This window comes from Dinoroseobacter sp. S76, from assembly GCF_049801095.1.
In the GTDB taxonomy this organism is placed as follows: domain Bacteria; phylum Pseudomonadota; class Alphaproteobacteria; order Rhodobacterales; family Rhodobacteraceae; genus Dinoroseobacter.
The window spans coordinates 47,362-68,291 of record NZ_JBNAGH010000014.1; the positions used below are offsets into that span (position 1 = coordinate 47,362).

The following is a 20,930-nucleotide window of genomic DNA, read 5'->3' on the forward strand; positions in this document are numbered from 1 at the left end:
CGACTGCGCGCAGTGGTTAATATATATTTAACAAATTTGATGATGTATATAACAGAGGAGTATTTGCGCATATGTGCCGTGCATATGAGCGGTACTGCTCGAATACAGGCGCTTTATGGAAACAGTATTTGCTTCACTGCGCTTTCTGTTTCCAGAATCACCGTCAACGCCGCGCGCGGAAGGAGGGTTTTGGGATGGAATCAGGGACGCGATTCAGCCTAGGGTGGTCCATGCCCCGGAAGACCCCACAGCCGCAGGTCGGGACGCCTGCGCAAGAACCCCGCCGCTCTGCGGATCGCGAGATGATCGCCGACAAGATCCGACTGGACATCACCCGTGGTGTCCTGGGGTTTGGGCAGCGCATTTCCGAGAGCGCCTATGCAGAGGCCTGCGGGGTGAGCCGCACGCCCGTGCGCGAGGCGCTGATGATGCTCATGTCGCTGGATCTGGTCACCGTGCGGCCCAAGCACGGGACCTTTGTCACCAGTTTCACCAAGGCCAAGCTGCGGGAGATTTTCGCGGTGCGCCTCCTTCTGGAGACGGGCGGGGTGGAGATGGCCAATGCGTTTCAGCGTGCGACCCTGGTGCAGGATCTCGACCGGGAGCTGGCGCGGATGCGGGCGCCGGCCTCGGAGCCCGAAGGGTTCGAAGCGCGCCATGATGGGGACACGGTGTTTCACCGGCTTCTGGTGCAGGCCGCGGGCAATGCGCAGCTGATCAAGATGTACCACCCGGTGGAGGTCTGCGCGATGGCCGCGCGCAGCCGCTTCCCCTTGGCCGATTGGGTCTGGGACACGGCGGTGCATCACCATGAGACCATCGTCGAGGCCCTGCGTCGGGACGACCTGCCAGCCTTTCGGGCGGCTTTGACGGAGCATATCAACTGGTCCCGTGACGCGCTGATGGAGACATCGGACCTCTTTACGCCGTCCTGAGGCGCGCCTCTCTCGCCAGATTTCCACCGGCCCGGGAAGGCCCTCAGAACGGGTGTCTTAACGGGTGCCTTGAAGTGACGGGCTGAGTGGACTAAGTTTATCGGGCTAACTCGGAGACTGCCGATGAAGACCGTCAATATGCATGATGCCAAATCGAACCTCTCGCGTCTGGTCGAGGCTGCGCGGAGCGGGGAGCCCTTTGTCATCGCGCGCGCGGGCACGCCGCTGGTCAAGGTCACCGCGCTGGAGGGGCAGGGGCCCAAGCGCACGGGCTTCATGGCCGGGCATGCGGAGATCCCCGAGGATTTCGACAGGATGGGCGCGGAGGAGATCCGCAAGATGTTCGAAGGGTGAACTACCTGCTCGACACGCATCTGCTGATCTGGGCGGCCCTGCGCGAGGACATGATGTCTGCCAAGGCCGACCGGATCGTCAAGGATCCGGCCAATACCCTGTGGTTCAGCGCGGTCTCGATCTGGGAGGTCGCGATCAAGCGCGGCCTGGGGCGTCCGGATTTCACTCTGGATCCCGGTCCGCTGCGGGCGGGATTGCTGGCCAATGGCTATCAGGAGATGTCGATGGACGGCCGTCACTGCCTTGGGCTGGGGACGCTGCCGCCGCTGCACGGGGATCCGTTTGACCGGATGCTGGTGCTGCAGGCCACGGCGGAGGGGATGATCCTGCTGACGGCGGATAAACAGGTCGCGGCCTATGGCGGCCCGGCCGTGCTGGTCTGAGGTTGGGGCCTAGGGCTCAAACCGTCCGAAAAGCGGCTCTTTGACAGAGGTTGGAACGCGGTGCAGGTGGACCCTGCCATGGCGCTTTGCGCGCTTCTGGGCAGGGTCCTGAGGGGCAGGGCACAGATCCGTGAGTGTCCCCGCCCACCCGGTGGGCGCTGGCTCAGCCGCGGGTTGCGCGGCGGCGATAGGCCACCATCGCGCCCAGACCCCCGAGGAGGAGCGGCAGGCTCGCCGGAAGCGGCACCGGGGCCACGTCCAGATCCGTCGGAAGCAGTTCAACACCTTTGCCCACGAAGCTGAGCGTGCCGTTGGAGATCGCGGTCACGTCGAAAAACGCGCTCTGGGGCAGGCGGGTCAGCTCATCCAGGGGGAAGTCGCCCGCATCGGCCAGACCAAAGGCGGAGATGGTCAGCATCTGTCCGTCGGTCACGTCAATCTCGCCTGTCAGGGTGCCGCCGATGGCCGCGTCCAGTTCTTCGAACAGGAAGTCATCCGGGTCGCGGTTGGAGACGCGCTCGTAGATCTCCGAGGTTGCGGTGCTGGCCTCGAACCCGGCGATGACATGGGCCAGATCCGTGGCATCCCCGCGATCGGACAGGATCGAGAGGCCGGCGCCGATCTGCATCTCGAAGAAGACGGTGCCGGTGCCCACCACTTCAAAGGTCTGGGTGATATCGGCGCGGGCACGGGCGAATTCTTCGCTGGCCGGGTCGCCGGAGGGGCGTTCCACATCGGACCGGAGCTGGAATTCCCAGTTCTCCACATCCGTGTTGGCCGTGGCCGTGGCGTTGGGGGTGCTGGCGCTCAGGGATTGGGGCGCCTGGCTGGACATTTCGTTGACCACCTCGCCCTGGATGGTGTCGCCCGTCACGGAGCGGGCCTCCACAAGGGTGGTGACCGTGGCCGCCTGGACCAGGTTGGGCAATAGGATGGCGGCGCAGATGGCCAGAAGGGGTGTCGTGTTCATGGGTCTTTCCTTTGTAATCACGGGCCCTGCCGAAGGGAGGGGGCAGGGCCGAACTGGTGGGGTGCGCTAGGGCGCCCCTTCCTCTAGGCGGTGGGGCGCCCCGGTACTTGAGGATGGCTTGGGGGTTTCGTGAAGATCCCGGTGCCGCGCGGGGTCAGGCGCCCGGGGCGCGGGCCCGGATCACCCAGGAGGAGCTGTCCATCCAGATCCCCTCCGCCGTGGTTTCCGCGGTCCGGAAGAGGGCGGCGAGGGCGGCCTCGATCGCGGGGCGCTGGCGTTCGGCGAGGGGGCCTGCCTCGCGGATGGTTTCTCCGGCGGGGCCCAGGGCGAACTGGAAGTCGATCGCTTCGGCGATGTCGCGGCCAACGAGGACCTTTTCATCGACCCGCTCGAAGGTGATGTCGGTGAAGCCTGCGGCCTCCATCTGGGCGCGCGTGGTGGCGGGGTCGGCCATGGAGAAGGGGCCGGGGCCGCAGCTGGCCGCATCGGGGCCGGGGGCGGGGAGGTATTCGCGCACCAGCCGGGCCGGGGCGTCGAGCCAGGGATTGTCGGCCCGGTCGCGCCAGACGATATGGACAACGCGGCCCCCGGGTTTCAGCGCCTGGCGCATGGCGGTCAGGCCGCGCACCGGGTTGGCGAAGAACATCGTGCCGAAGCGTGCGAAGACCAGGTCATAGAGCCCGTTGCCCAGACCGAGTTCCGCATCGCACCGGGCGAAGCGGGCATTTTCGGTCCAGCTCTGTTCGGCGGCGTGCCAGGCCTCGGCGATGAAGGCGTCGCAGCAATCGATGCCCAGCACCTCGCCGCCGGGCAGGACGCGTTGCGCAAGATCGATGGCCGTGTCGCCAAAGCCGCAGCCCACATCGAGGATCCGGTCTCCCGGGCGCACGCCGAGGCCGGGCATCACGGCGGCGCTGTGGCGCGAGAGGCCTCCGACGAGGATGTGGCGGTAGCGCTGGAATTTCGGGGCGAGGGTGTCGTTCCAGAACTGCACGAGAGGGCTGTCCTCGGTGGGCAGGGCGATGGAGGTGTGTTGGGTCATGGCAAGCTCCTGTGTCATTGGGCGGGCCGCGGCCGGATCGCGTGGGATCCGCAGGCCCCGGCTCGGGGTGATGGTGGATCTATGCCTGCGCCGGGGCGCGGGTGCTTGAGCGTGGCATGGGGATTGCATGGGGATGCGCGACGGCTTTCCTCAGGCGGGGCGAGCGATTAGGCTGGCCGCGGCGCGCGACAGGACGCGGGCCCAGAGACCGGGAGCGCCCATGGCCGAGCATTACCTTTTCGACGATTTCCGCCTCGATCTGCAGACCTATGGGCTGTCCAAAAACGGCGCGCCCATCACGATGGAGCCGCTGATCTTCGATCTGCTGCTGCATTTCGCGCGCAATCCGGGCCGGGTCCTGTCCCGGGATGATCTGATCGATGCGGTCTGGGAGGGGCGCTTTGTCTCCGACAGCACGGTTTCGACGGCGATCAAGATGGTGCGCAAGGCGCTCGGAGATACCGGAGAGGCGCAGCGCTATATCCAGACCCTGCGCGGGCGCGGCTTCCAGTTCGCCGCCGAGGTCACCCATCAGGCCACGCCCGCCCAGCCGGTGAAGATCCCCGTGCAGCCGGCGCTGGCCATCCTCGTCTCCTCGCCCGATGACAGCTGGCCCGAGGCCCAGACCCGCCTGCTGGCGAGCCGGTTGCGGACGGTGCTGGCGCGGGTGCCGCTTTTGCGGATCTCGACCCGGGCGGAGACCGATCTGGAGGCGCTGGCCGGGCAGGGGGTCTCCCATCTGGTGGAGGTCTCGGTGACCGAAAGCGCAGGCGAGATCCTCGCCGACGCACGGCTCGTGGATACCGGGAGCGGCTATCAGCAATGGGCGCGCAGCTTTGATCTGGCCAGCACCCAGGGGGTGCGGGAGGTGCTGCTCTTTCGGATCGTGGCGCAGCTGGAACCGGCGCTCATGCGGGCCCTGATCGACACGTTCTCCGGCACCGGCCCGGAGCGCGACCCCCAGGCCATGGTGATCGAGGCGATCGGCACCCTGGCGACCTGGGGTTGGAACCGGGCGAGCTTCAAACAGGCGCGGGGCCTGCTGGATCAGGCGCTGGCCCAGGACGGGCAGAACGCCATGGCCCATGCCTATTCGGCGCTGTTGCGGGCGCTGGCGCACCGGGTGGGCACGAATCGCGATCCGGCGATGCTGGAACTGGCCAAGACCCATGCGGAGGCCGCGCTGGAGATCGAGACGCAGGATTCCTTTGTCCTCGGGATCGCGGGTTGCGCGCTATGCGATGCGGGGCAGCTCGACCGGGGGCTGCCGATCCTCTACCGCTCGGCCCAGCTCAATGACAGCAATGGCCATGCGCTCACGGCGATCGGCGCGGCGCTCTTGATGCGGGGGGCCTTCGAAGAGGCCTCGGAAAAGCTGCGCGAGGGGATCGCGATCAGCCCGGCGGACAGTCGTCTGGCCGTGTGGGAGGCTCTGCTGGCCATGACCGAGATGGCCTGCGGGCGGATCGAGGCCGCGGTGCAGACTGCGGAGAGTGCCATGTCCCGGGATGACCGGAATTACCTGTCGCGGCTGGCGGCGGCGGCGATCCGGGCGGCGATGCAGGATGCGGAGGGGCTGTCGCGGATGATCGCGGAGCTGTTGCGCGTGCATCCCGAGCTCACCGAGGAAGAGGTGGGCTATTTTGTGGGGCCGGATCTGCGCGTGCCGCTTTGGGCAGGGGTGGAGGCGGCCCGGGCCGCCATGGATCCGGTCGAGGCCTGATCCCGGGTGCGCCGCCGAGGGTTAGGACGGGCAGGGAGGGTGCCCGCCCCGAACCCGGGGACACGGATCAGGCCGCGGCCTGTTGCAGCGCCTTGACGTCCTTGGCGGCCAGGGCCTGACCCCCGATCCCCCATTGCCCGCCGGGCACATCGATGACCCGCACCCAGGTCACGCCGCGCAGGGCTTCGCCTTCGATCGCGACCAGCGTGTCGGTCACTTTCTCGATCATTTCTTTCTTTTCGTCCGCGCTGAAGACACCTTCGATCACTTGGATATCAACGAGAGGCATGTGTTTGGTCCTTTTTGGCTTGGTGGCCGGAACACCGCGTCCCGGCCGGTAAGCTGGGTCTAAAGGACCGCGCGCCCCCCTGCTTGAGGAGGGCGTGGAGAAAACATGTGGAGGGCGCGGAGACCGGAATCTCCGGGGCCGCCGCGACCCTTGGGCGGGCTCAGCAGGCCTGCTTGCGGCGCAGTCGGGAGGCCCCGGCACCACCGGCCAGCGCGCTCAGCAGGAGCACGAAGGAGGCGGGCAGCGGCACGGGCGGGATCGGCGGCACGTCGCGCGGCACGGTGAAGAGCACATTGTCGAAGCCGTAAAGGTCGGTCACGTCCTGCGCGGGGTCCGTGGCCCGGAAGACGAGGCTCATGGCCGAGGCATCGCCCAGGGCCGCGCCAAAAAAGAAGGCCTGGCCTTCGCCTTTGTTGGTGAACTCGAAGCTTGCGATCACTGCTTCATCGCTGTCGAGGAAATCCACCGTGGTGGTGCGATTGCCATCGCCGATATCGCGGAAATCCGCGCCCCAGGCGGTGACGGGGGCGGCGAAATCGACCCGCATGCTGGAATTGATATCCGCATAGGCGCAGACATAATTGCTGCCATTGGGGTCGGAATTGTCCGAGCAGGAGCCGCCGGGCGCGATGATATTGGCCTCGCCCTGATCCGGAAAGATCGGGATCGGCCCGCCGGTGAAGGTCATGAAACCGGTATTGAGGGGCATGTTCTCGAAGCTGGTGCCCGGGGTCTCGGCTTCGAAATTCTCGCTGCCATTGGGGGCTTCGGCATCGGTGAACTCGGTGCGGTTGTCATAAAAGACCGGCGCGGCTGCGGCGGCCATCGGCAAAAGCGCGAGCACCGCGGCGCCGAGCAGGGAAAAACGGGTCATGGGATCTCCTTGTGGCGGTCCTTGGGCCGCCCGATATGCAAAAGGGAAAAGGGCGCCCTGGCCCCTGGGGGCCACGGGCATGGGTCAGATCGGTTCGGGTCAGAACAGGGCGTCTTCCATGGGCCCGGTCTCGAAGAGGGTGGCCCGGATCTCGGCGATAATGGGTTCACCGAAGATGGCGGGCGGCTCCGGCACGATATGCTCCGATGCGAGCAGGATATGCTCGCGCGCCATTGCGGGGTCGGGGTCGACGCAGAACGGGTGGCCTGCGGCTTCGTTGAACTCGAAATGGTCCAGGGCAAGCTGTTGCACGGCGGGCAACAGGAGCGCTGCGGTCATCGGCCCGCGGCCCTCCGCTGCGTCGAAGTCGGTATTCGGGCCGGTCGGGGCTGTGCCCTCGCCGTCGATGTCGTCAATTGTGATATATCCGGTCACTGGCGTGTCACTCTTTCTCTACTACAATGGGTTGCGCAGAGGCCGGGGCCCTTTGGGCGGTGATCCGGGCGCTCTGTGCAGATAATCTGGCCAACTGGGCCGTGCCCCGGGTTTAGGCGTGTCGCTTTTCTCTTCGATGTTCCGGGCGGTAACTGTTGTGTCCCGGGCGCGTCAAAGCCGCTACACTTGACACAAATGATACAAATCAGGCCCTCTCGCGCAGGGGGGCTTTTGTGGTTCACTTGAAGGGTGAGACGGGGCGCTTCCCCGGGTCCGCCCAGGGGCGGGCCGCAAGTCGAGTGTGATGAGGATGATGGTGCAGAGACGCGAAACCTCCGGTCTGGCTGGCCCCGCTTTGGCGGGCCGAAAGCGCTGGTCATGAGCGAGGCGCCCTCCAAGATCCTGCTTTGTGATGACGAGCCGCGCCTGCGCGAGATGGTGGCGGAGTATCTGACCGAGCGCGGGTTCGAGATCCTCGAGGCGGCCAATGCCAATGAGATGTCCGCGAGCCTGAAGCGGGACGCGCCGGATCTGGTGCTGCTGGACATCAACATGCCGGGGCAGGACGGGCTCTCGGCCCTGCGCGAGATGCGGGTCTATTCCTCGGTGCCCGTGATCATGCTGACCGCGGCGCGGGATGTGGTGGACCGGATTGTCGGGCTCGAGATGGGGGCCGATGATTATCTGGGAAAGCCCGTGGATCTGCGCGAGCTCGAAGCGCGGATCAAGGCGGCCCTGCGGCGCCAGCAGGCGCCGGCCAGCCCGCCGAGCCGGGCCACGGGCACCGTGCCCTTCGGACAGTGCCGGGTGGATCTGAGCAGTGCGCGGCTCTTCGGGCCCGAGGGCGAGGAGATCCCGATCACGGCCATGGAGTTCGACCTGCTGCAGCTTTTCCTCGAGAACAAGGGCCGGGCGCTCAGCCGGGACCAGATCCTCGAAGGCGCCCACAAGCGCGGCTGGGAGCCGTTTGACCGCTCGATCGACCTGCGGGTGTCGCGGCTGCGGCGCAAGATCGAGGTCAACCCGGCCAAGCCCCAGACGATCCGGACCGTGCGCGGCATCGGCTATATTTTCGACTGACACGGCGCCGGGTGGTGGACCCGCCGCACAGGCGCGGGCAAGATCCCGGTCATGACCCTCCCCCTGCTCGACAACCGCCGTGCGCGGCGTCTCTTTCTCGACCGTCATCTCCTGCTGCGCCCGGGCGCGGGGCCGGGGCGGGGCGCGGATCTCGACACCGTGCTCACGGATCTGGGCTTTGTGCAGGTGGACAGCGTCAACACCCTTGCCCGGGCCCATGATCTGATCCTGTGGTCGCGTCGGGGACAGTACCGGCCCCGGGCGCTGGAGCAGTTGGTCGCGCGGCACCGGACGGGGTTCGAGCATTGGACCCATGACGCCTCGGTCATCCCCATGGACTTCTACCCCATGTGGCGGCTGAAATTCGAACGGGACGCGGCCCGGATGCGCAGCCGCTGGAGCGAGGTGCGCCGGGAGGGCTGGGCCGAAGAGCTCGACAAGATCCTGCGCCACGTGGCGGATCGCGGCGCGCTCTGCTCGCGGGATGTGGGCGAGGGAGAGGCGCGGGGTTCCACCGGTTGGTGGGACTGGCACCCGTCCAAGACCGCGTTGGAGTTCCTCTGGCGTTCGGGGGATCTGGCGATCTGCCACCGGCAGGGGTTCCGGAAATACTATGACCTGGCCGAACGGGTGATCCCGTCGCAGTTGCGCGGGGTGCAGCTCTCGACTGCGGAGATCGTGGATTGGGCCATGTCCGCCGCGCTCGCCCGGCTCGGCTTTGCCACCAGCGGGGAACTGGCCGCTTTTTTCGAGATCGTCACTCGGGACGAAGCGAAGGCCTGGTGCGCCGAGGCGCTGGCCGCCGGGCGGATCTGCGAGGTGGAGATCGAGATGGCCGATGGCAGCCGCCGGCGCAGCTTCACCACCGAGGCCGCGCTCGATGCGGCGGCGGATCTGCCGGAGCCCTCGGGGCGGGTGCGCCTTCTGTCGCCCTTCGATCCGGCCCTGCGGGACCGGGCGCGGGCGGAGCGGTTGTTCGGGTTCCACTACCGGATCGAGATCTTCGTGCCCGAGGCCAAGCGCCGCTATGGCTACTATGTTTTCCCGGTGATGCAGGGGGATCGCCTGATCGGGCGGCTCGATGCCAAGCGGACCGGCCAGAGGCTTGCGCTGCGCGCCTTCTGGCCCGAGCGCGGGGTGCGCATGGGGCGGGCGCGGACCGAGGGGCTGATGGCGGAGCTGGGGCGCGTGCGCCATCTGGCCGGGGTCGAAGAGGTGGTCTGCGCCGAGGATTGGCTGCGCGCGCCGGGCTGAGCCCCGTTGCAGGCCCGCGCGCCGAAAGCGCCCGCCTGACACAACTGATACAAAAACCCTTTTCCCTGCGGCGCGCTTCCATGTTTGGCTTGGGACCGCGGGGGTGACCCCAGATAGCGAGGCAACCCATGGATGATCAGCCCGAGATGACCGGTTTCGCCGTCAGCCAGGATCCCATGGCCGAGGCGTTGGATTGTCTCGACCATGGCTTTGCGCGGTTTGATCCGACCGGGCGTCTGGTCATGGCCAATGGGCATTTCCGGGCCCCGATGCCAGACCGTGCGGCGCCCGAGACCCTGGAGGCCGCGTTGCTGGGCCTTCTCAGTGCGGGGCAGGCGGCCCAGCTGGGCGCGGCGCTGCGCGAGGCCGTGGCGGCGGGAGAGACCGGGCTGATCGCCGAGCGGCCCTTGCCGGACAAGGGGGATCTGGTTCTCAAGCTCTATGCCCAGAGCGATGGGGGCGCGACCCTGCTGACCCCGCCAATCCCCGATCCGTCGCCGGACAAACGGGATGCGCGGGTGCTTTTTGCGGATGCGATCGACAATGTGAATTTCGGTGTCGCCCTGATCGATGAGGCGCAACGGCTGGTCTTTGCCAACAAGAAATTCCGCGCCCATGGGGACCCCAAGGACGAGCTGCTCATTGCCGGGCGGAGCATGCGCCAGATCCACACGGATGCGATCCGCACCGGGCTGTTCCCGCTGCCGGAGGGCTGCCCCGAGGAGCATCTGCTGGATGCCATGGACCAGCTCATCGACACCAATGCCAAGGACTTCCCGGTGCCGAACAACCATGGCTCGGCGCTGATGGGGAATGTCTATGAAACGGAGCTCGGGGGCCGGGTTCTGACGATGCAGGATGTGACCGAGGACCGAAAGGCCGAGCAGCTGATCGTGGGCGCCATGAGCCGCTTGCCCGTGGGGGTCGCCATCGAGGATGCGAGCGGCCAGTTCACCCATTGCAACGATGCCTTTGCCGCGCCCTATGGGCTGACGGCGGCGGATCTCATTGCCATGCCCGCGGAGGCGCGGATGGCCTATCTGACGCCGCAGCTCGTCTCGGTGGACAATGACCCGCGGGCCGAGGATCTGGGGGCCGCGTTCCGGGCCGCGATCATCGCGCAGCGCGAGAGCCTGAAACCCTTTGAGGTGCGGTTCAAATCCGGGCAGCAATTCCTGGTGGAGCGCGGCCGGGTGGAGCATGGCGGCTGTGTTGTCGTGGTGACCGATGTCACCGCGCTCAAGGATGCGGAGACGCGCAATCTGGCGGCTGTGACCGATGCGGTGCAATCGCTCGATATCGGGGTTGTGCTGTTCGACAAGGATCTGCGCATCACCTTTGGCAATGAGAAATGGGCCGAGATCTTTTCGGCCCGGGCGCCGCGCATCCATGTGGGCGATCATGTGCTGGAGGCCACGCGCAAGCAGGTCGCGGCGGGGCTTTTCGTGCTGCCCGAGGGGCGCAGCGAGGAGGAGTTCATCGCCTATTGGCGCGAGACCGTGCTGAGCTATCAAAAGGACGTTCATGTGGCTTTCAGCGACGGGCGCCATGTGGTGGCCTCCTGCCACAAGACGCGGCTCGACGGGTTTCTGGTCTCTTTCATCGACATCACCGAGCAGCGCGCCATCGAGGCGGAGCTCGCCCGGCAGCGGGAGATCACCCATCAGAAGGAGCGGCTCTCGGCCCTGGGGGAGCTGCTGGCCGGGGTGGCCCATGAGCTGAACAATCCGCTGTCGATCATCGTGGGCTATGCCCAGATGCTGGAGGATCAGATCGCCGATCCGGTGCTGCAGCGGCGGGTGGACCGGATTGCCGAGGCCGCGAACCGCAGCGCCAAGATCGTGGAGATGTTCCTCGACATGGCCCAGGAGCGGGACTTCGAGCGGACCCCATGTGGCTTGAACGAGATCGTGGCCAGTGCGCTCGATGTCTTCGAAAGCGGGCTGACTGCGCCCTTGGATGTCGAGCTCCTCTTTGACGAGGCGCTTGCGCCCATTGCCGGGGATGCGGATCGGCTGATCCAGGTGATCTACAACATCATCGTCAATGCCCAGCACGCCATGCAGGCGGCGGGCTCGGACGGGGTTTTGCGCCTGCGCAGCTATGCCGAGGAAGGGATGGCGGTGGTCGAGATTTCCGATAACGGGCCGGGCATTCCGGCGGCCCTGCGCAACCGCGTCTTCGAGCCGCTCTTTTCCACCAAGGAGGTCGGAGAGGGGACCGGGATGGGCCTGGCACTTTGTCACCGGATCATCACCAGCCATGACGGCACGATCACCATCGATGACAGCGATCTGGGTGGGGCGCGCTTCGAGATCCGCTTGCCCATGGCCGAGTAGGCGCGCGGGCCGGATCCTGCTTGCATCGCGCGAAGGGGGCCGTGTATCTGCGGGCCGTCAGCGATGGAGAGCCAAGTGGAAACGATTTACAGCGGCCTGACCCAGTTGGGCGGCGAGACGAAGCTGCCGACCTCCCCCGAGGAGGCGGAGCTGGAGCGGGTTGCGAACCCGCAGGCCGATATCGACTATTGCGTGCGCTTCACAGCGCCGGAGTTTACCTCGCTCTGCCCGATGACGGGCCAGCCGGATTTCGCCCATCTGGTGATCGATTATGTGCCGGGGCCCTATCTGGTGGAATCGAAATCCCTGAAGCTGTTCCTCGGGGCGTTCCGCAATCACGGGGCGTTTCACGAGGATTGCACGATCTCGATTGCCCGCCGTCTGGTCGATTTCCTCGACCCGAAATGGCTGCGGATCGGCGGCTACTGGTATCCGCGCGGGGGCATCCCGATCGATGTCTTCTGGCAGACCGGCGCCATGCCGCAGGATGTCTGGATTCCCGATCAGGGCGTGCCGCCCTATCGCGGGCGCGGCTAGAGGGTCAGCACCAGCGGGCAGTGATCCGAGACCTCCGGGTCGGTCACCACCTCAAAGCCTCGCACTGCGTCGGGCGTTGAGATCGCCATGTAATCGGCAAACCGCCCGGGTTTGGTGTAGTGGCTGCTGCGGGTGCCGGGATGCCCGCCCGTGGTGACCAGTTCGGTATAGCCCGCCTCCGCGATCTGGCGGAGCGTGTCGCTCGCGGGCTCCACATTGAAATCCCCGCAGATCACCGAGAGGTCCCCGGGCCGGGTCAGCTGCGCAGACAGATCCAGCAGGCGCCGGGCCTGGGCCGCGCGCTCCGGCGTGTCCATCTTGCCCCGCAGATCGCGGAGCCCATGCATATGGGTGACGCTGACCGGGCGCCCCAGGGCGGCGTCATGGACCCGGACCCCATGGGCGCTGCGCGAGCGCGGGTGCTCGCCATAGCCATCCGGGTCGTAATCCTTGTGGACGAACCCCTGCACCTGCCCGATCACCGGCAGATCGCGATGGATGAAGGTGGCCAGCCCCCATTGAGAGGGGATCGCGGTCTCTCCATCCCAGAGCACGCCTTGGGCGGCGGGACAGAAGACCGCCTGATGGGCGGGCAGGGCGCGGCAGATCTCGGCAAAGAGATTGGCGCGCTGGGGAAGGATATGGGCGCCATCGCGATAGGTCAGCCGCGCCTTGTCGGTGGCGGGGCTGTGCACGACCTCCTGCAGGCAGAGGATCTCGGGCGCGGTCTCGGCCAGATAGGGCAGGAGCCGCTCATGGAGCGTCCCGCCCCAGCCGTTCAGACACATGATCCGCATGGTGCATCCCCGTTTTGCTGCCCTTGGGCCAAACCTCGCGGGTTGTGCCCGGACCCGCAAGGGGGCGGGGGCGCGGGCAGGCCTTGTCCGGTGCCTCCCACAGACCAACCGAGGGGCGGCGCGGGTCCGCGTGGGGCCGCGTGCGGGCCCACGCCCCCCGTTCTATCCCGGGGGCCCGGACGGCGTGGCCAGGGCGCGCAGAGCCCGGCGCCATTCCGTGGGGGTCTGGCCGGTGATCCGCTTGAAATTCGCGTTGAAGGTGGATTTTGAATTATAGCCCACCGCTTCGCTGATCTCGAGCACACCCAGATCGCTCTCCCCCAGAAGGGTGCAGGCCGCCTCGATCCGCAGCCCGTTGATATAGTCGAAAAAGCTCAGGCCGATCTCTGTATTCAGCACCTCCGAGAGATGCATGGGCGGGATCGCCGCGGCCTCCGACAGGGATTTGAGGTTCAGCATCGGATCCTCCCAGAGCCTGCCGGCCCCCATGCGATCCTGCAGCCGGGTGGCGAGCCGGGCGAGATCCTCGGGCCCGAGACCGGAACGCGCATAGCGGCCCGGCGCCACAGTGTCGGACTTGGCGGGCGGGGCGGTCTCCTCGGCCACGACCTCGGCGGACCAGTCGGGCAGGGGCGGACTGGCCTGGATCCCGAAGAGACCAATGACCAGCCCCAGCAGGATTTCATGGACACCCTCGGCCGCCCCTTCGAGAAAGCCCGCATCAAAGGCGAGGATCAGCACCTCATCGGCGATCACCACCCAGGCGAGGGCGAGGATCATCGCCACCAGCGCGTCCAGCCACCAGAGCGACTTGCCGCTCAGATCGGAAAACAACGCCCGGATCGTGCGTTTGTGCCGGGTCAGGCGGCGGGCGCAGGCAAACCCATAGCCGATCAGGAGCCCGATCCAGCCCACCCAGAAGGCCAGCACGCCAAGCTCGGCCCAGAGCGCGCGGCTCTGCGACAGATCCGTGTCCACATAGAGCCCGAAGCGCACCGGCCCGGGCAGCATCAGGAAGGGCAGCATGAAGACCAGCCCGAGCCCCAAGGGCAGCAGGTGCCAGGCATCGCGCTTGCGCAGGCGCAGGGCAGGCTCGGTCAGCCCGCGCACGAAGAACCACAGGGAAATCATGAAGAGCGGCAGCAGCACATCCTGCCAGCCATAGGCCCAGAGCGGCGCGTGGATCGGCGGGCCAAAGACCAGATCATCGGCCATATCCGTGACCTGCACGGCGAGAAACACGGCCACCGCATCGAGATAGAGCGCCGGGCCGGGCGTCCGGATTCGCCGGGCCAGCACGGCGCAGACGGCGCAGAGCGCCACCCCGAGAGCGGCGCTGCTCCACATCAGATCGGCGATGTCGCTCTCGGTCACGGGGGGCTCATCCGGTGCTGGGGTTCTTCAGGGTTCGTTACGTCTCATCTGGGCGCGGCAGGATCCATTCCAGGCCCGCCCAGCCACACCATAGGATAGCCCCGAGGCCGAAGACCATCCCGCCGCCCTGCGACAGGGAGGGCAGGTAGGTCGCGACCCCCGCCAGCGCGACCCCGGCCCCGAGCAGGCTGGCCACCCCCGAGAGTGCGCCGATCCGGACGCCCGCAAGGCTCGCGAGCCCGATCCAGAGCCCGCCAAGCGCTTCGGTCCGGCCCGACAGCGCGGTCTCGATCAGATGCAGCATCCGCCAGGTCTCCAGCGCGCGGGGCAGATCGTCCGGGGCGAGAGCGGCGAGTTCCGCGAGCCCGGCCCGGGCGACCATGCCGCTGGCCAGCGTCATGCCGGTCCAGAGGAGCGCCACCGCGCCCGAGGCGAGGGCCAGCGGGGGCAGGTCCCGGGCGAGAAGGCGCGCGAGGGCAAGCCCCATCAGGGCGGTGCCGAGCGCGCTCAGGTCGTAGATCACGCTCATCCAGAGGGGCAGGAGCCAGGGGGTCTGCTCTGCAAGGCGCAGCACGGCGGCCCCGTCCATGGCCCCGGTGCCAAGACCAAGCGGTGCGAGCGGGCCCAGCACGAAGCCGATCCCCGTGAGATAGGCCGCCGCAACGAGGAGCGCGCCCAGCCCGGCGGTGCGGCGGGGGCTCATCGGGCGGCCTCCTCGGCGCGGGTGATCAGGGGCCAGGGGTCGTGCTCGGCCTGGCCAGTGGCGGCGATGCAGGCCCAGTCCCCCGCGATGTCCATCTTGAGGCCCAGCCCCCAGAACCCGCCATGGAGCGCTGCGCGCGGCGCGCCGCCCTGCCAGGCGACCATGGGGCCGAGGGCCTGGTGCAGCCCGTCCGGGCGCGGGGTGTCGGCCTCGATCATCTGCGTCCAGCTGCGCGGATCGGCAAAGGGCGCGCCCTGGGCCAGCAGCCGGGCGAACCGGGTGAGATCCGCGGCGGTGGAGACAAAGCCGCCATCTGCAAACTCGAAGCTCGGGTGGTGGTCGGTCAGATCCAGCGCGCCGGCGTAATGGTGCAGCACCGGGAGCTGCGCCCCCCGCGCGGCGGGCCATTCGGCGGCGCTGTGCCAGGTGCGGCTGAGCCCGAGGGGTGTCAGGATCTCGTCCCAGATCAGGCGAGGATAGGCGGTGCCCGTGACCCGCTCCAGCACCAGCCCCAGCAGGTGGTAATTGGTGGAGCTATAGGTGCTCTGCCCACCGGGATGGCCCGAAGGGGGCAGGCCACGCGCGGCCTCCAGCAGGTCCTCGGGGGTCCAGATCCGGGCGGGCGCGTCGAGCACGGCGCTTTGAAAGCGCGGATCGCTGTCGAGCACGGGCAGGCCGCCGCGATGGGCGAGCAAGTGGCGCAGGGTGATCGACGGGGCTGCGGCTCCGGCCAGCCCGCGCAGGGTGGCGGCGCCCAGATGGGCAATCACCGGGTCGTCGAGCCCGAGCGCCCCGCGCTCGGCCTGTTGCAGCACGGCTGTGGCCGTGAAGAGCTTGCCGAGGCTGGCGCTGTGAAACGGGGTGCCCGGGCGCAGGGACGGGCCCCCATCCCGGCGCAGGCGCCCGGCGGTCCAGCTTTGGCCGCCGCGGGCGGTTTCGCGCCGCAGGATCACGCCCGGCACAGCCGGGGTCGCGGCGGCCTTGGTGACCGCCCTCTGAACCGGGTCGATCCCTGCGGACGCACGACCGGGCCAGAGTCGGGCCAGCCATCCAAGCCCCCCGGCGCCGACCCCGCGCGGATCAACCGACGACCGCATGGCCGCGCCCTTTCATGCAGGCGGTGACGATCTCGGCCCGGTCCTCGCGCCGCTCGAGCGCCCCGGCGGTGCCGCCCACGGCCCCGCCCACAAGCGCACCGCCAAGGCCGGAGACGTCATCCTCGGCGAGCCCGGCCAGCGCCCCGATCGTGGCACCGATCAGCGCGTCCTCGCGGGTTTCGCCATCGACCAGCGGCTTTTGCCGCGCGACCTCCTGACAGGCGGCGAGATCGGCCTCAAAGCCGGGCGCGCGGGCGCCATCACTGATCGGGACATAGTCGGATCCGGTGCCGCCACAGGCCGCGAGCATGCCAAGCAGGGGGAGCGCACAGAGGGAGGAGAAGAGAGGTTTCATGGGAGGTATCCTTGGGAATATTGACAGAAATGAGAGGGTTAGAGGAAGGTGATCGCATCGGCGTCGCTCAGGCCCTGGACGATCAGCAGGTCGCCATCGCCCTCGAGGGTGAAGACGATGTGGTTTTGCCGCTCGTCGATTTCGGCGATCTCGGCCCCGCCGAGAAAGAGGGCGTCCTCGGCCGCGTTGAAGTCGCGAATGCGGTCGATCTCGACCACGCCATTGCCGGTGCTGTCGCCGAAGACGAAGACATCTGCACCCGCGCCGCCGACCATGCGGTCATCGCCCGCCCCGCCGATCAGGACATCCGCGCCCGCCCCGGCCTTGAGCCGATCATCGCCCGCCCCGCCATGGAGCCGGTCATCGCCGTCGAGCCCCTTGAGCCGGTCCTGCCCCTCCCCGCCGAGCAGCGTGTCGTCGCCCGCGCCTGCGCGCAGGCGGTCATCACCCTCCAGCCCGATGAGCTGGTTATCGGCGGCGTAGGCCGCGTCGCTCTTGCGCAGGACCATCCGGTCCTGGTCCGCGCTGCCGGTGAGCAGGATCGAGCCATCCTCGAAAACCAGATCCTCGCGGGCCAGATCCGCCAGATCCGCATCAATCCGCAGGCTGGCGCCCTCGGCGGCGATCTCGGCCCCGTCCTCGGTCTCGGTCACCTCCAGATCGGCGGCGGAGACCCCTTGGATCTGCAACGGATCCGCGCCATCGGCGGGGGCCCAGGCCGGATCCTCGGCCACAAGCTCCAGCGCCGCGACAATCCCGGCGACCGCGTCCGCATCGAGATCCGTGGTGGTCACGGCTGCAGAGAGGATGCGCCCGCTCTCGAGATGGAGAAAGGTCGCGCTATCGGTGCCGAGCGTGCCGCCGGGAAAGCCCAGAAGCGTGCCATAGCTCGCATCCTGCAGCACCACGAGGCCGAGGCCGAAACCCATGCCATCCGTATCGGTGTCGCCAAAGGCGAGCATCTGGCTCAGCGCTTCGGGGGAGAGCAGGGTCTGGTCGATCAGCAGCGCCTGCAGGAAGGTGGTCATATCGGCGGTGGTCGAGATCACACCGCCCTCGGCGAACTGCTCCTGCAGGGCGTAGGTCACGTCGAGCAAACCGTCATCGAGCGTCAGATAGCTCGACAGCCGGGCCGGGTCCGTGCCGTGATCGTCGAGCTTGGTGTCGGTCATGCCGAGGGGGGCGAAGACCAGCGCCTCCATCACGTCGCCGAGGCTCTCGCCCGTCACGCTCTCGATCACCTTGCCGAGCAGGGCATAGGCGGTGTTGGAGTATTCATATCCTTCCCCCGGGGCGAAGGCGGCGGGCACCCCGCGCACCAGATCGAGCGCGACCTCGGTGCCGATCAGGGTGTCGGGGTTTTCATAGGTGATGATGTCGAAGAGCTCGTTGCCATCCGCGTCCTCCTGGTCGGTGTAGCTCGGGATGCCGCTGCGCATGGCGAGCGCTTCGCGCAGGGTGGCCTCGGACGCATTGGCGATGCCGTCGAGCATCTCGGCGGGCAGGTAGTCCCCGATCGGCGCGTCGAGATCCACCAGCCCGTCTTCTGCGAGCTTCAGGAGGATGGTGGAGGTGATCATCTTGGTCTGGGAGCCGACCTCGAAGGTCTGCCCCGCTTGCGCCGGGACCCCGGTGGTGAGGTCCGAGGCGCCGCTCGCTCCATGGGCGCTGCGCGCACCATCGGTGATGCTGAGCAGGGCGGCGGGCGCGCCGTTGAGGGTGAGGGCCTGGGCGACCGCGTCGGGGGTGGCGGTCAGGGCGGCAGGGTTGAAAACAGTCATGTGGGAGCCTTTCCAGAAAACATCTGGAGCGGCATATGACCGTGTTTTCAGGGGGGTGCGACGGATCCAGCGCGTCCGGACGTCCGCGCCAATGGGTTCGGACGTCTGGCGTGGTGGGTCCGGTCAGTCGGCGGGGCGCGTGGGGGGGGCCGTGGCGCAGAATCGCGCGAGACGCTTCCAGGTCTCCTTGGCCATGTTGGCGAAGCGCTCTTCGAGGAACGGGAATTCGGCGCGGATCTTTTCAAACGAGCTCAGGGGCGGGCCATCGCCCCGGTTCCGCGTGAAGGTCCGGCGGATGCTCTTACGGGTGCCCACGAGGTTGAACGTGTCGCCCACCACCGCGGGGGTGACCACATCCCCGTAGAGGTCAAATTCGTAGACGATCTGGTTGGTGTTGTTGCGTCCGATCACCCCCTCCGCCAGCCGGGTTGTGCGCGATCGCGGCACGCGGGTGATGTCGATCCCCACCCGGCAGGCCGCCGCGAAGGACGGATCCGCGCGATCGCGGGGCAGAAGCGCCACCCGGTGGTCAAAGGCATAGGTGCCGTGCAGGACCTCGCCGTTCCGCGCGAGCCGGAGCGCCCCTTGGCGCGTGCCGCTCAGCACCGCTTCGAGCGCGTGAGAGGCCTCGCTCCGCAGCCGGTCGATCCGGACCTGGCGCAGGTCCTGGAGCACGACCGGACAGGCCGCCCCGTCAGATGTGGGCGTTGCGGTTTGCTTGGTCCGGGCGCGCAGACCCTTCATGTCGAGCCTGTAGGTATAGACGCATTCCGCGCTTTCGATCTTGTAGCCGATCACCGCCTGGCCGAGGCGCAGGGCCAGCGGCGAGGTGCGATCCGCGTCGAGCAGGGTGATATGGGCCGGATGCTGGTCGGCCGCCTTGAAGGAGCGGCAGATCGTGCTCATCAGATCCCCCCAGGACATCACCTCCTCCCCCACGGTCAGCACGGAGGTCGCGCTGTTAAGGTGGCCGCCTTCTTCGGCCCGGGCGCTGGCAAAGCTGCAGCCGTCGCGGAAGTCATAGATCGGATAGGCCGGATCCATCCCCTGCGGCGTGCCGAACCGGTCCAGGTTGCGGGCCTGTCCCCGATGCGGTTTGGCGAGGGTCGCGCCGGGATAGTCCAGGGGGCGAAACTTGAACGCGTCGCGAAACGCCGGATCGCTCAGGAGCTGCTGCGCCTCGACGGGGCTGAGCGGGCCATAGACGAGGTTGCCATCTTCCAGTTCGATCAGGTCGAGCCCGCCGATCTGGTCGCCATTCGGAGCCCCGCCGAGGGCGGCGGTCAGCGCCTCTTCGATCTCGAACCGGGTCACTTGTCTGTTGCTCTTGCTGTGAAACGCACCGAGCCAGACCTGATCGCCGGTATTGAGCAGATCCCGGCGCGGTTTCATCACGGTCGCGCCGCGCAGGGTGAAACGCGCCGAGTCGAGCGCGAATTTCGTGTGCTTCGATGGCAGCCAGCCCACCACACCGTCTTCCGCGCGCACGAGGATCCAGGATTGATGCTTGGCGAGGACCTGAAACACCGCCTCTCCCGGGACCGACATGCCTATCACCGGCAGGGCGGTGCTGCTGGGCGCGTCGCGCAGAAAGACCGCGCGCCGCTCGGGATTGATGAAATCGACCACGGGGGCCGGGGCAGGTCGCGTCCGCGTTAGCCGGTCGTTTTGCACAAAGCCCAGCTGGCCATCGCCGGTCTCCACCCGGGTCCAGGCATTGCTGCGCTCCATGGCCCAGAGCTCCTGATGCTCCCAAAGCTTGGCGATCACCCGCCCCCGGGCGGTCGGCTCCGCCCGCAAGGCGATCGAGGGGCCGGCCGCGAGATAACCCTCGGCGGAGGGTTCGGCAATCTGGACAAAAACCGGCTCGGCCCGGAGCGCGCCGCCCAAAGTCGTCAGAAAGCAGAGCGCGAGAGAGAGTAAAATCTTGGGCACGGGCGGGGGATCCATTCGAGCAAGGGCGCGGGGCAGCACCGGGTCTGTCATGGGTAAGGAGCCTAGGCGGGAAAAGATAGAGAAATGCTTTCCACAGTTCGGAATTCACCGGATGGATCGTTGATTATGACCTGCGCAGAGGGGCTTGGGAGGTGTGGAACGGGAAGGCCGCGCGCCCTAGGCCCGCTCGGCTTTGCGCTCTTGGGAGGGTTTGGCGGTGCTGCGACGGGTCTTGCGCGCTTGAAACCCCGTCTGTGGCTGCTGGCATCGCGTGCATGGATTTTACGGTCTCAGCTGTCGGCGTGGCGCTCTTGCTTCGCTTCGCCGTGCCTATCGTGGCCAGTTTGCTCTTTAAGGTATGGTGGTGCCTTGCGCAGGGGGTGAGCGGCAGAAACAGGCCTCTCAGCCCGTCGCTTCGCCGGAACCGTCGAGGGATCAGAGGTTGACCACGACCCGTGCGGATCTGGAGGCGCGCAAAGCGCGGCTTCAGGACAGGTGAGTGGCGTCTCTGGGTGTTTGGGCGCCTGCTGCGCGCCCCTGGCGCCACCCCCTGTAATCGGAATTATGTGAATTTAGTGCTGTGCGGGCACGCAAATTGGCCTGCTCAGAACTGGAATCGGATCTCGCCGGTCAGGCCCCAGCCGTCCACGCTCTCGCCCGACAGGGCATCCAC

Annotated in this window: 20 protein-coding genes; 8 read left to right on the forward strand and 12 right to left on the reverse strand. The window is 67.5% G+C overall.

Features of this window, described 5'->3' with window-relative positions; translation table 11 throughout:
• The first annotated feature begins 230 nt into the window (after positions 1 to 230).
• The 3 genes from ACP153_RS21350 (at position 231) to ACP153_RS21360 (ending at position 1,672) form a co-directional block, all read left to right on the forward strand.
• Positions 231 to 935 (forward strand): GntR family transcriptional regulator, encoded by a 705-nt coding sequence (locus ACP153_RS21350; RefSeq protein ID WP_424973038.1) that lies wholly within the window; start codon positions 231 to 233, stop codon positions 933 to 935.
• A 123-nt stretch (positions 936 to 1,058) separates the two neighbouring features.
• Positions 1,059 to 1,289: a type II toxin-antitoxin system Phd/YefM family antitoxin gene (locus ACP153_RS21355; protein WP_424973039.1), complete on the forward strand. Its 231-nt coding sequence runs from the start codon at positions 1,059 to 1,061 to the stop codon at positions 1,287 to 1,289.
• Positions 1,286 to 1,672 (forward strand): type II toxin-antitoxin system VapC family toxin, encoded by a 387-nt coding sequence (locus ACP153_RS21360; protein ID WP_424973040.1) that lies wholly within the window; start codon positions 1,286 to 1,288, stop codon positions 1,670 to 1,672. The genes ACP153_RS21355 and ACP153_RS21360 overlap by 4 nt, the downstream gene beginning before the upstream one ends.
• A 163-nt stretch (positions 1,673 to 1,835) precedes the next feature.
• Here the strand turns inward: ACP153_RS21360 and ACP153_RS21365 are convergent, their stop codons facing one another.
• Both ACP153_RS21365 and ACP153_RS21370 read right to left on the reverse strand, forming a co-directional pair.
• Positions 1,836 to 2,642 (reverse strand): VPLPA-CTERM sorting domain-containing protein, encoded by an 807-nt coding sequence (locus ACP153_RS21365; protein ID WP_424973041.1) that lies wholly within the window; start codon positions 2,640 to 2,642, stop codon positions 1,836 to 1,838.
• Between the two features lie 154 nt (positions 2,643 to 2,796).
• Complete coding sequence (locus ACP153_RS21370) at positions 2,797 to 3,684, reverse strand: class I SAM-dependent methyltransferase (RefSeq protein WP_424973042.1); 888 nt, start codon at positions 3,682 to 3,684, stop codon at positions 2,797 to 2,799.
• A gap of 220 nt (positions 3,685 to 3,904) precedes the next feature.
• On the opposite strand from ACP153_RS21370, the gene ACP153_RS21375 reads away from it, so the two are divergent.
• On the forward strand, positions 3,905 to 5,407 hold the full coding sequence (locus tag ACP153_RS21375) for a winged helix-turn-helix domain-containing protein (protein ID WP_424973043.1): 1,503 nt from the start codon (positions 3,905 to 3,907) through the stop codon (positions 5,405 to 5,407).
• 67 nt (positions 5,408 to 5,474) lie between these two features.
• Here the strand turns inward: ACP153_RS21375 and ACP153_RS21380 are convergent, their stop codons facing one another.
• From ACP153_RS21380 to ACP153_RS21390, 3 genes are all read right to left on the reverse strand, one after another.
• Complete coding sequence (locus ACP153_RS21380) at positions 5,475 to 5,696, reverse strand: tautomerase family protein (RefSeq protein ID WP_424973044.1); 222 nt, start codon at positions 5,694 to 5,696, stop codon at positions 5,475 to 5,477.
• 160 nt (positions 5,697 to 5,856) lie between these two features.
• Positions 5,857 to 6,570, reverse strand: coding sequence for a hypothetical protein (locus ACP153_RS21385; RefSeq protein WP_424973045.1), 714 nt, complete (start codon positions 6,568 to 6,570; stop codon positions 5,857 to 5,859).
• Between the two features lie 99 nt (positions 6,571 to 6,669).
• The gene (locus ACP153_RS21390; protein ID WP_424973046.1) at positions 6,670 to 7,005 is read right to left on the reverse strand and encodes a hypothetical protein; all 336 of its coding nucleotides are present in this window, start codon (positions 7,003 to 7,005) and stop codon (positions 6,670 to 6,672) included.
• A 378-nt stretch (positions 7,006 to 7,383) separates the two neighbouring features.
• Between ACP153_RS21390 and ACP153_RS21395 the strand changes: the two genes are divergently transcribed.
• The 4 genes from ACP153_RS21395 to queF all read left to right on the forward strand — a co-directional run bounded on the left by ACP153_RS21395 (position 7,384) and on the right by queF (position 12,215).
• Positions 7,384 to 8,085 (forward strand): response regulator, encoded by a 702-nt coding sequence (locus tag ACP153_RS21395; RefSeq protein WP_424973047.1) that lies wholly within the window; start codon positions 7,384 to 7,386, stop codon positions 8,083 to 8,085.
• 51 nt (positions 8,086 to 8,136) lie between these two features.
• The gene (locus ACP153_RS21400; RefSeq protein ID WP_424973048.1) at positions 8,137 to 9,339 is read left to right on the forward strand and encodes a winged helix-turn-helix domain-containing protein; all 1,203 of its coding nucleotides are present in this window, start codon (positions 8,137 to 8,139) and stop codon (positions 9,337 to 9,339) included.
• A 128-nt stretch (positions 9,340 to 9,467) separates the two neighbouring features.
• Positions 9,468 to 11,678 carry a PAS-domain containing protein gene (locus ACP153_RS21405; RefSeq protein ID WP_424973049.1) on the forward strand — a complete coding sequence of 737 codons (2,211 nt, stop codon included), beginning with the start codon at positions 9,468 to 9,470 and terminating at the stop codon, positions 11,676 to 11,678.
• A gap of 63 nt (positions 11,679 to 11,741) precedes the next feature.
• Complete coding sequence (gene queF / locus ACP153_RS21410) at positions 11,742 to 12,215, forward strand: preQ(1) synthase (protein WP_424973050.1); 474 nt, start codon at positions 11,742 to 11,744, stop codon at positions 12,213 to 12,215.
• On the opposite strand, the gene ACP153_RS21415 is transcribed toward queF, so the two are convergent.
• From ACP153_RS21415 to ACP153_RS21445, 7 genes are all read right to left on the reverse strand, one after another.
• Positions 12,212 to 13,012, reverse strand: coding sequence for an endonuclease/exonuclease/phosphatase family protein (locus tag ACP153_RS21415; protein WP_424973051.1), 801 nt, complete (start codon positions 13,010 to 13,012; stop codon positions 12,212 to 12,214). The two genes, queF and ACP153_RS21415, sit on opposite strands and share 4 nt — an antisense overlap.
• A 162-nt stretch (positions 13,013 to 13,174) precedes the next feature.
• Positions 13,175 to 14,386: a helix-turn-helix domain-containing protein gene (locus ACP153_RS21420; RefSeq protein WP_424973052.1), complete on the reverse strand. Its 1,212-nt coding sequence runs from the start codon at positions 14,384 to 14,386 to the stop codon at positions 13,175 to 13,177.
• 37 nt (positions 14,387 to 14,423) lie between these two features.
• Positions 14,424 to 15,089, reverse strand: coding sequence for a hypothetical protein (locus ACP153_RS21425; protein WP_424973053.1), 666 nt, complete (start codon positions 15,087 to 15,089; stop codon positions 14,424 to 14,426).
• A complete protein-coding gene (locus tag ACP153_RS21430; protein WP_424973054.1) occupies positions 15,086 to 16,186 on the reverse strand; it encodes a serine hydrolase domain-containing protein in 1,101 nt (366 codons plus the stop codon). Before ACP153_RS21430 ends, ACP153_RS21425 begins: the two co-directional genes overlap by 4 nt.
• Complete coding sequence (locus ACP153_RS21435; RefSeq protein WP_424973055.1) at positions 16,170 to 16,541, reverse strand: glycine zipper family protein; 372 nt, start codon at positions 16,539 to 16,541, stop codon at positions 16,170 to 16,172. The genes ACP153_RS21430 and ACP153_RS21435 overlap by 17 nt, the downstream gene beginning before the upstream one ends.
• 38 nt (positions 16,542 to 16,579) lie before the next feature.
• Positions 16,580 to 18,322: a serine hydrolase gene (locus tag ACP153_RS21440; protein ID WP_424973056.1), complete on the reverse strand. Its 1,743-nt coding sequence runs from the start codon at positions 18,320 to 18,322 to the stop codon at positions 16,580 to 16,582.
• A 123-nt stretch (positions 18,323 to 18,445) separates the two neighbouring features.
• Positions 18,446 to 20,257: an SH3 domain-containing protein gene (locus ACP153_RS21445; RefSeq protein WP_424973057.1), complete on the reverse strand. Its 1,812-nt coding sequence runs from the start codon at positions 20,255 to 20,257 to the stop codon at positions 18,446 to 18,448.
• Between the last annotated feature and the right edge of the window lie 673 nt (positions 20,258 to 20,930).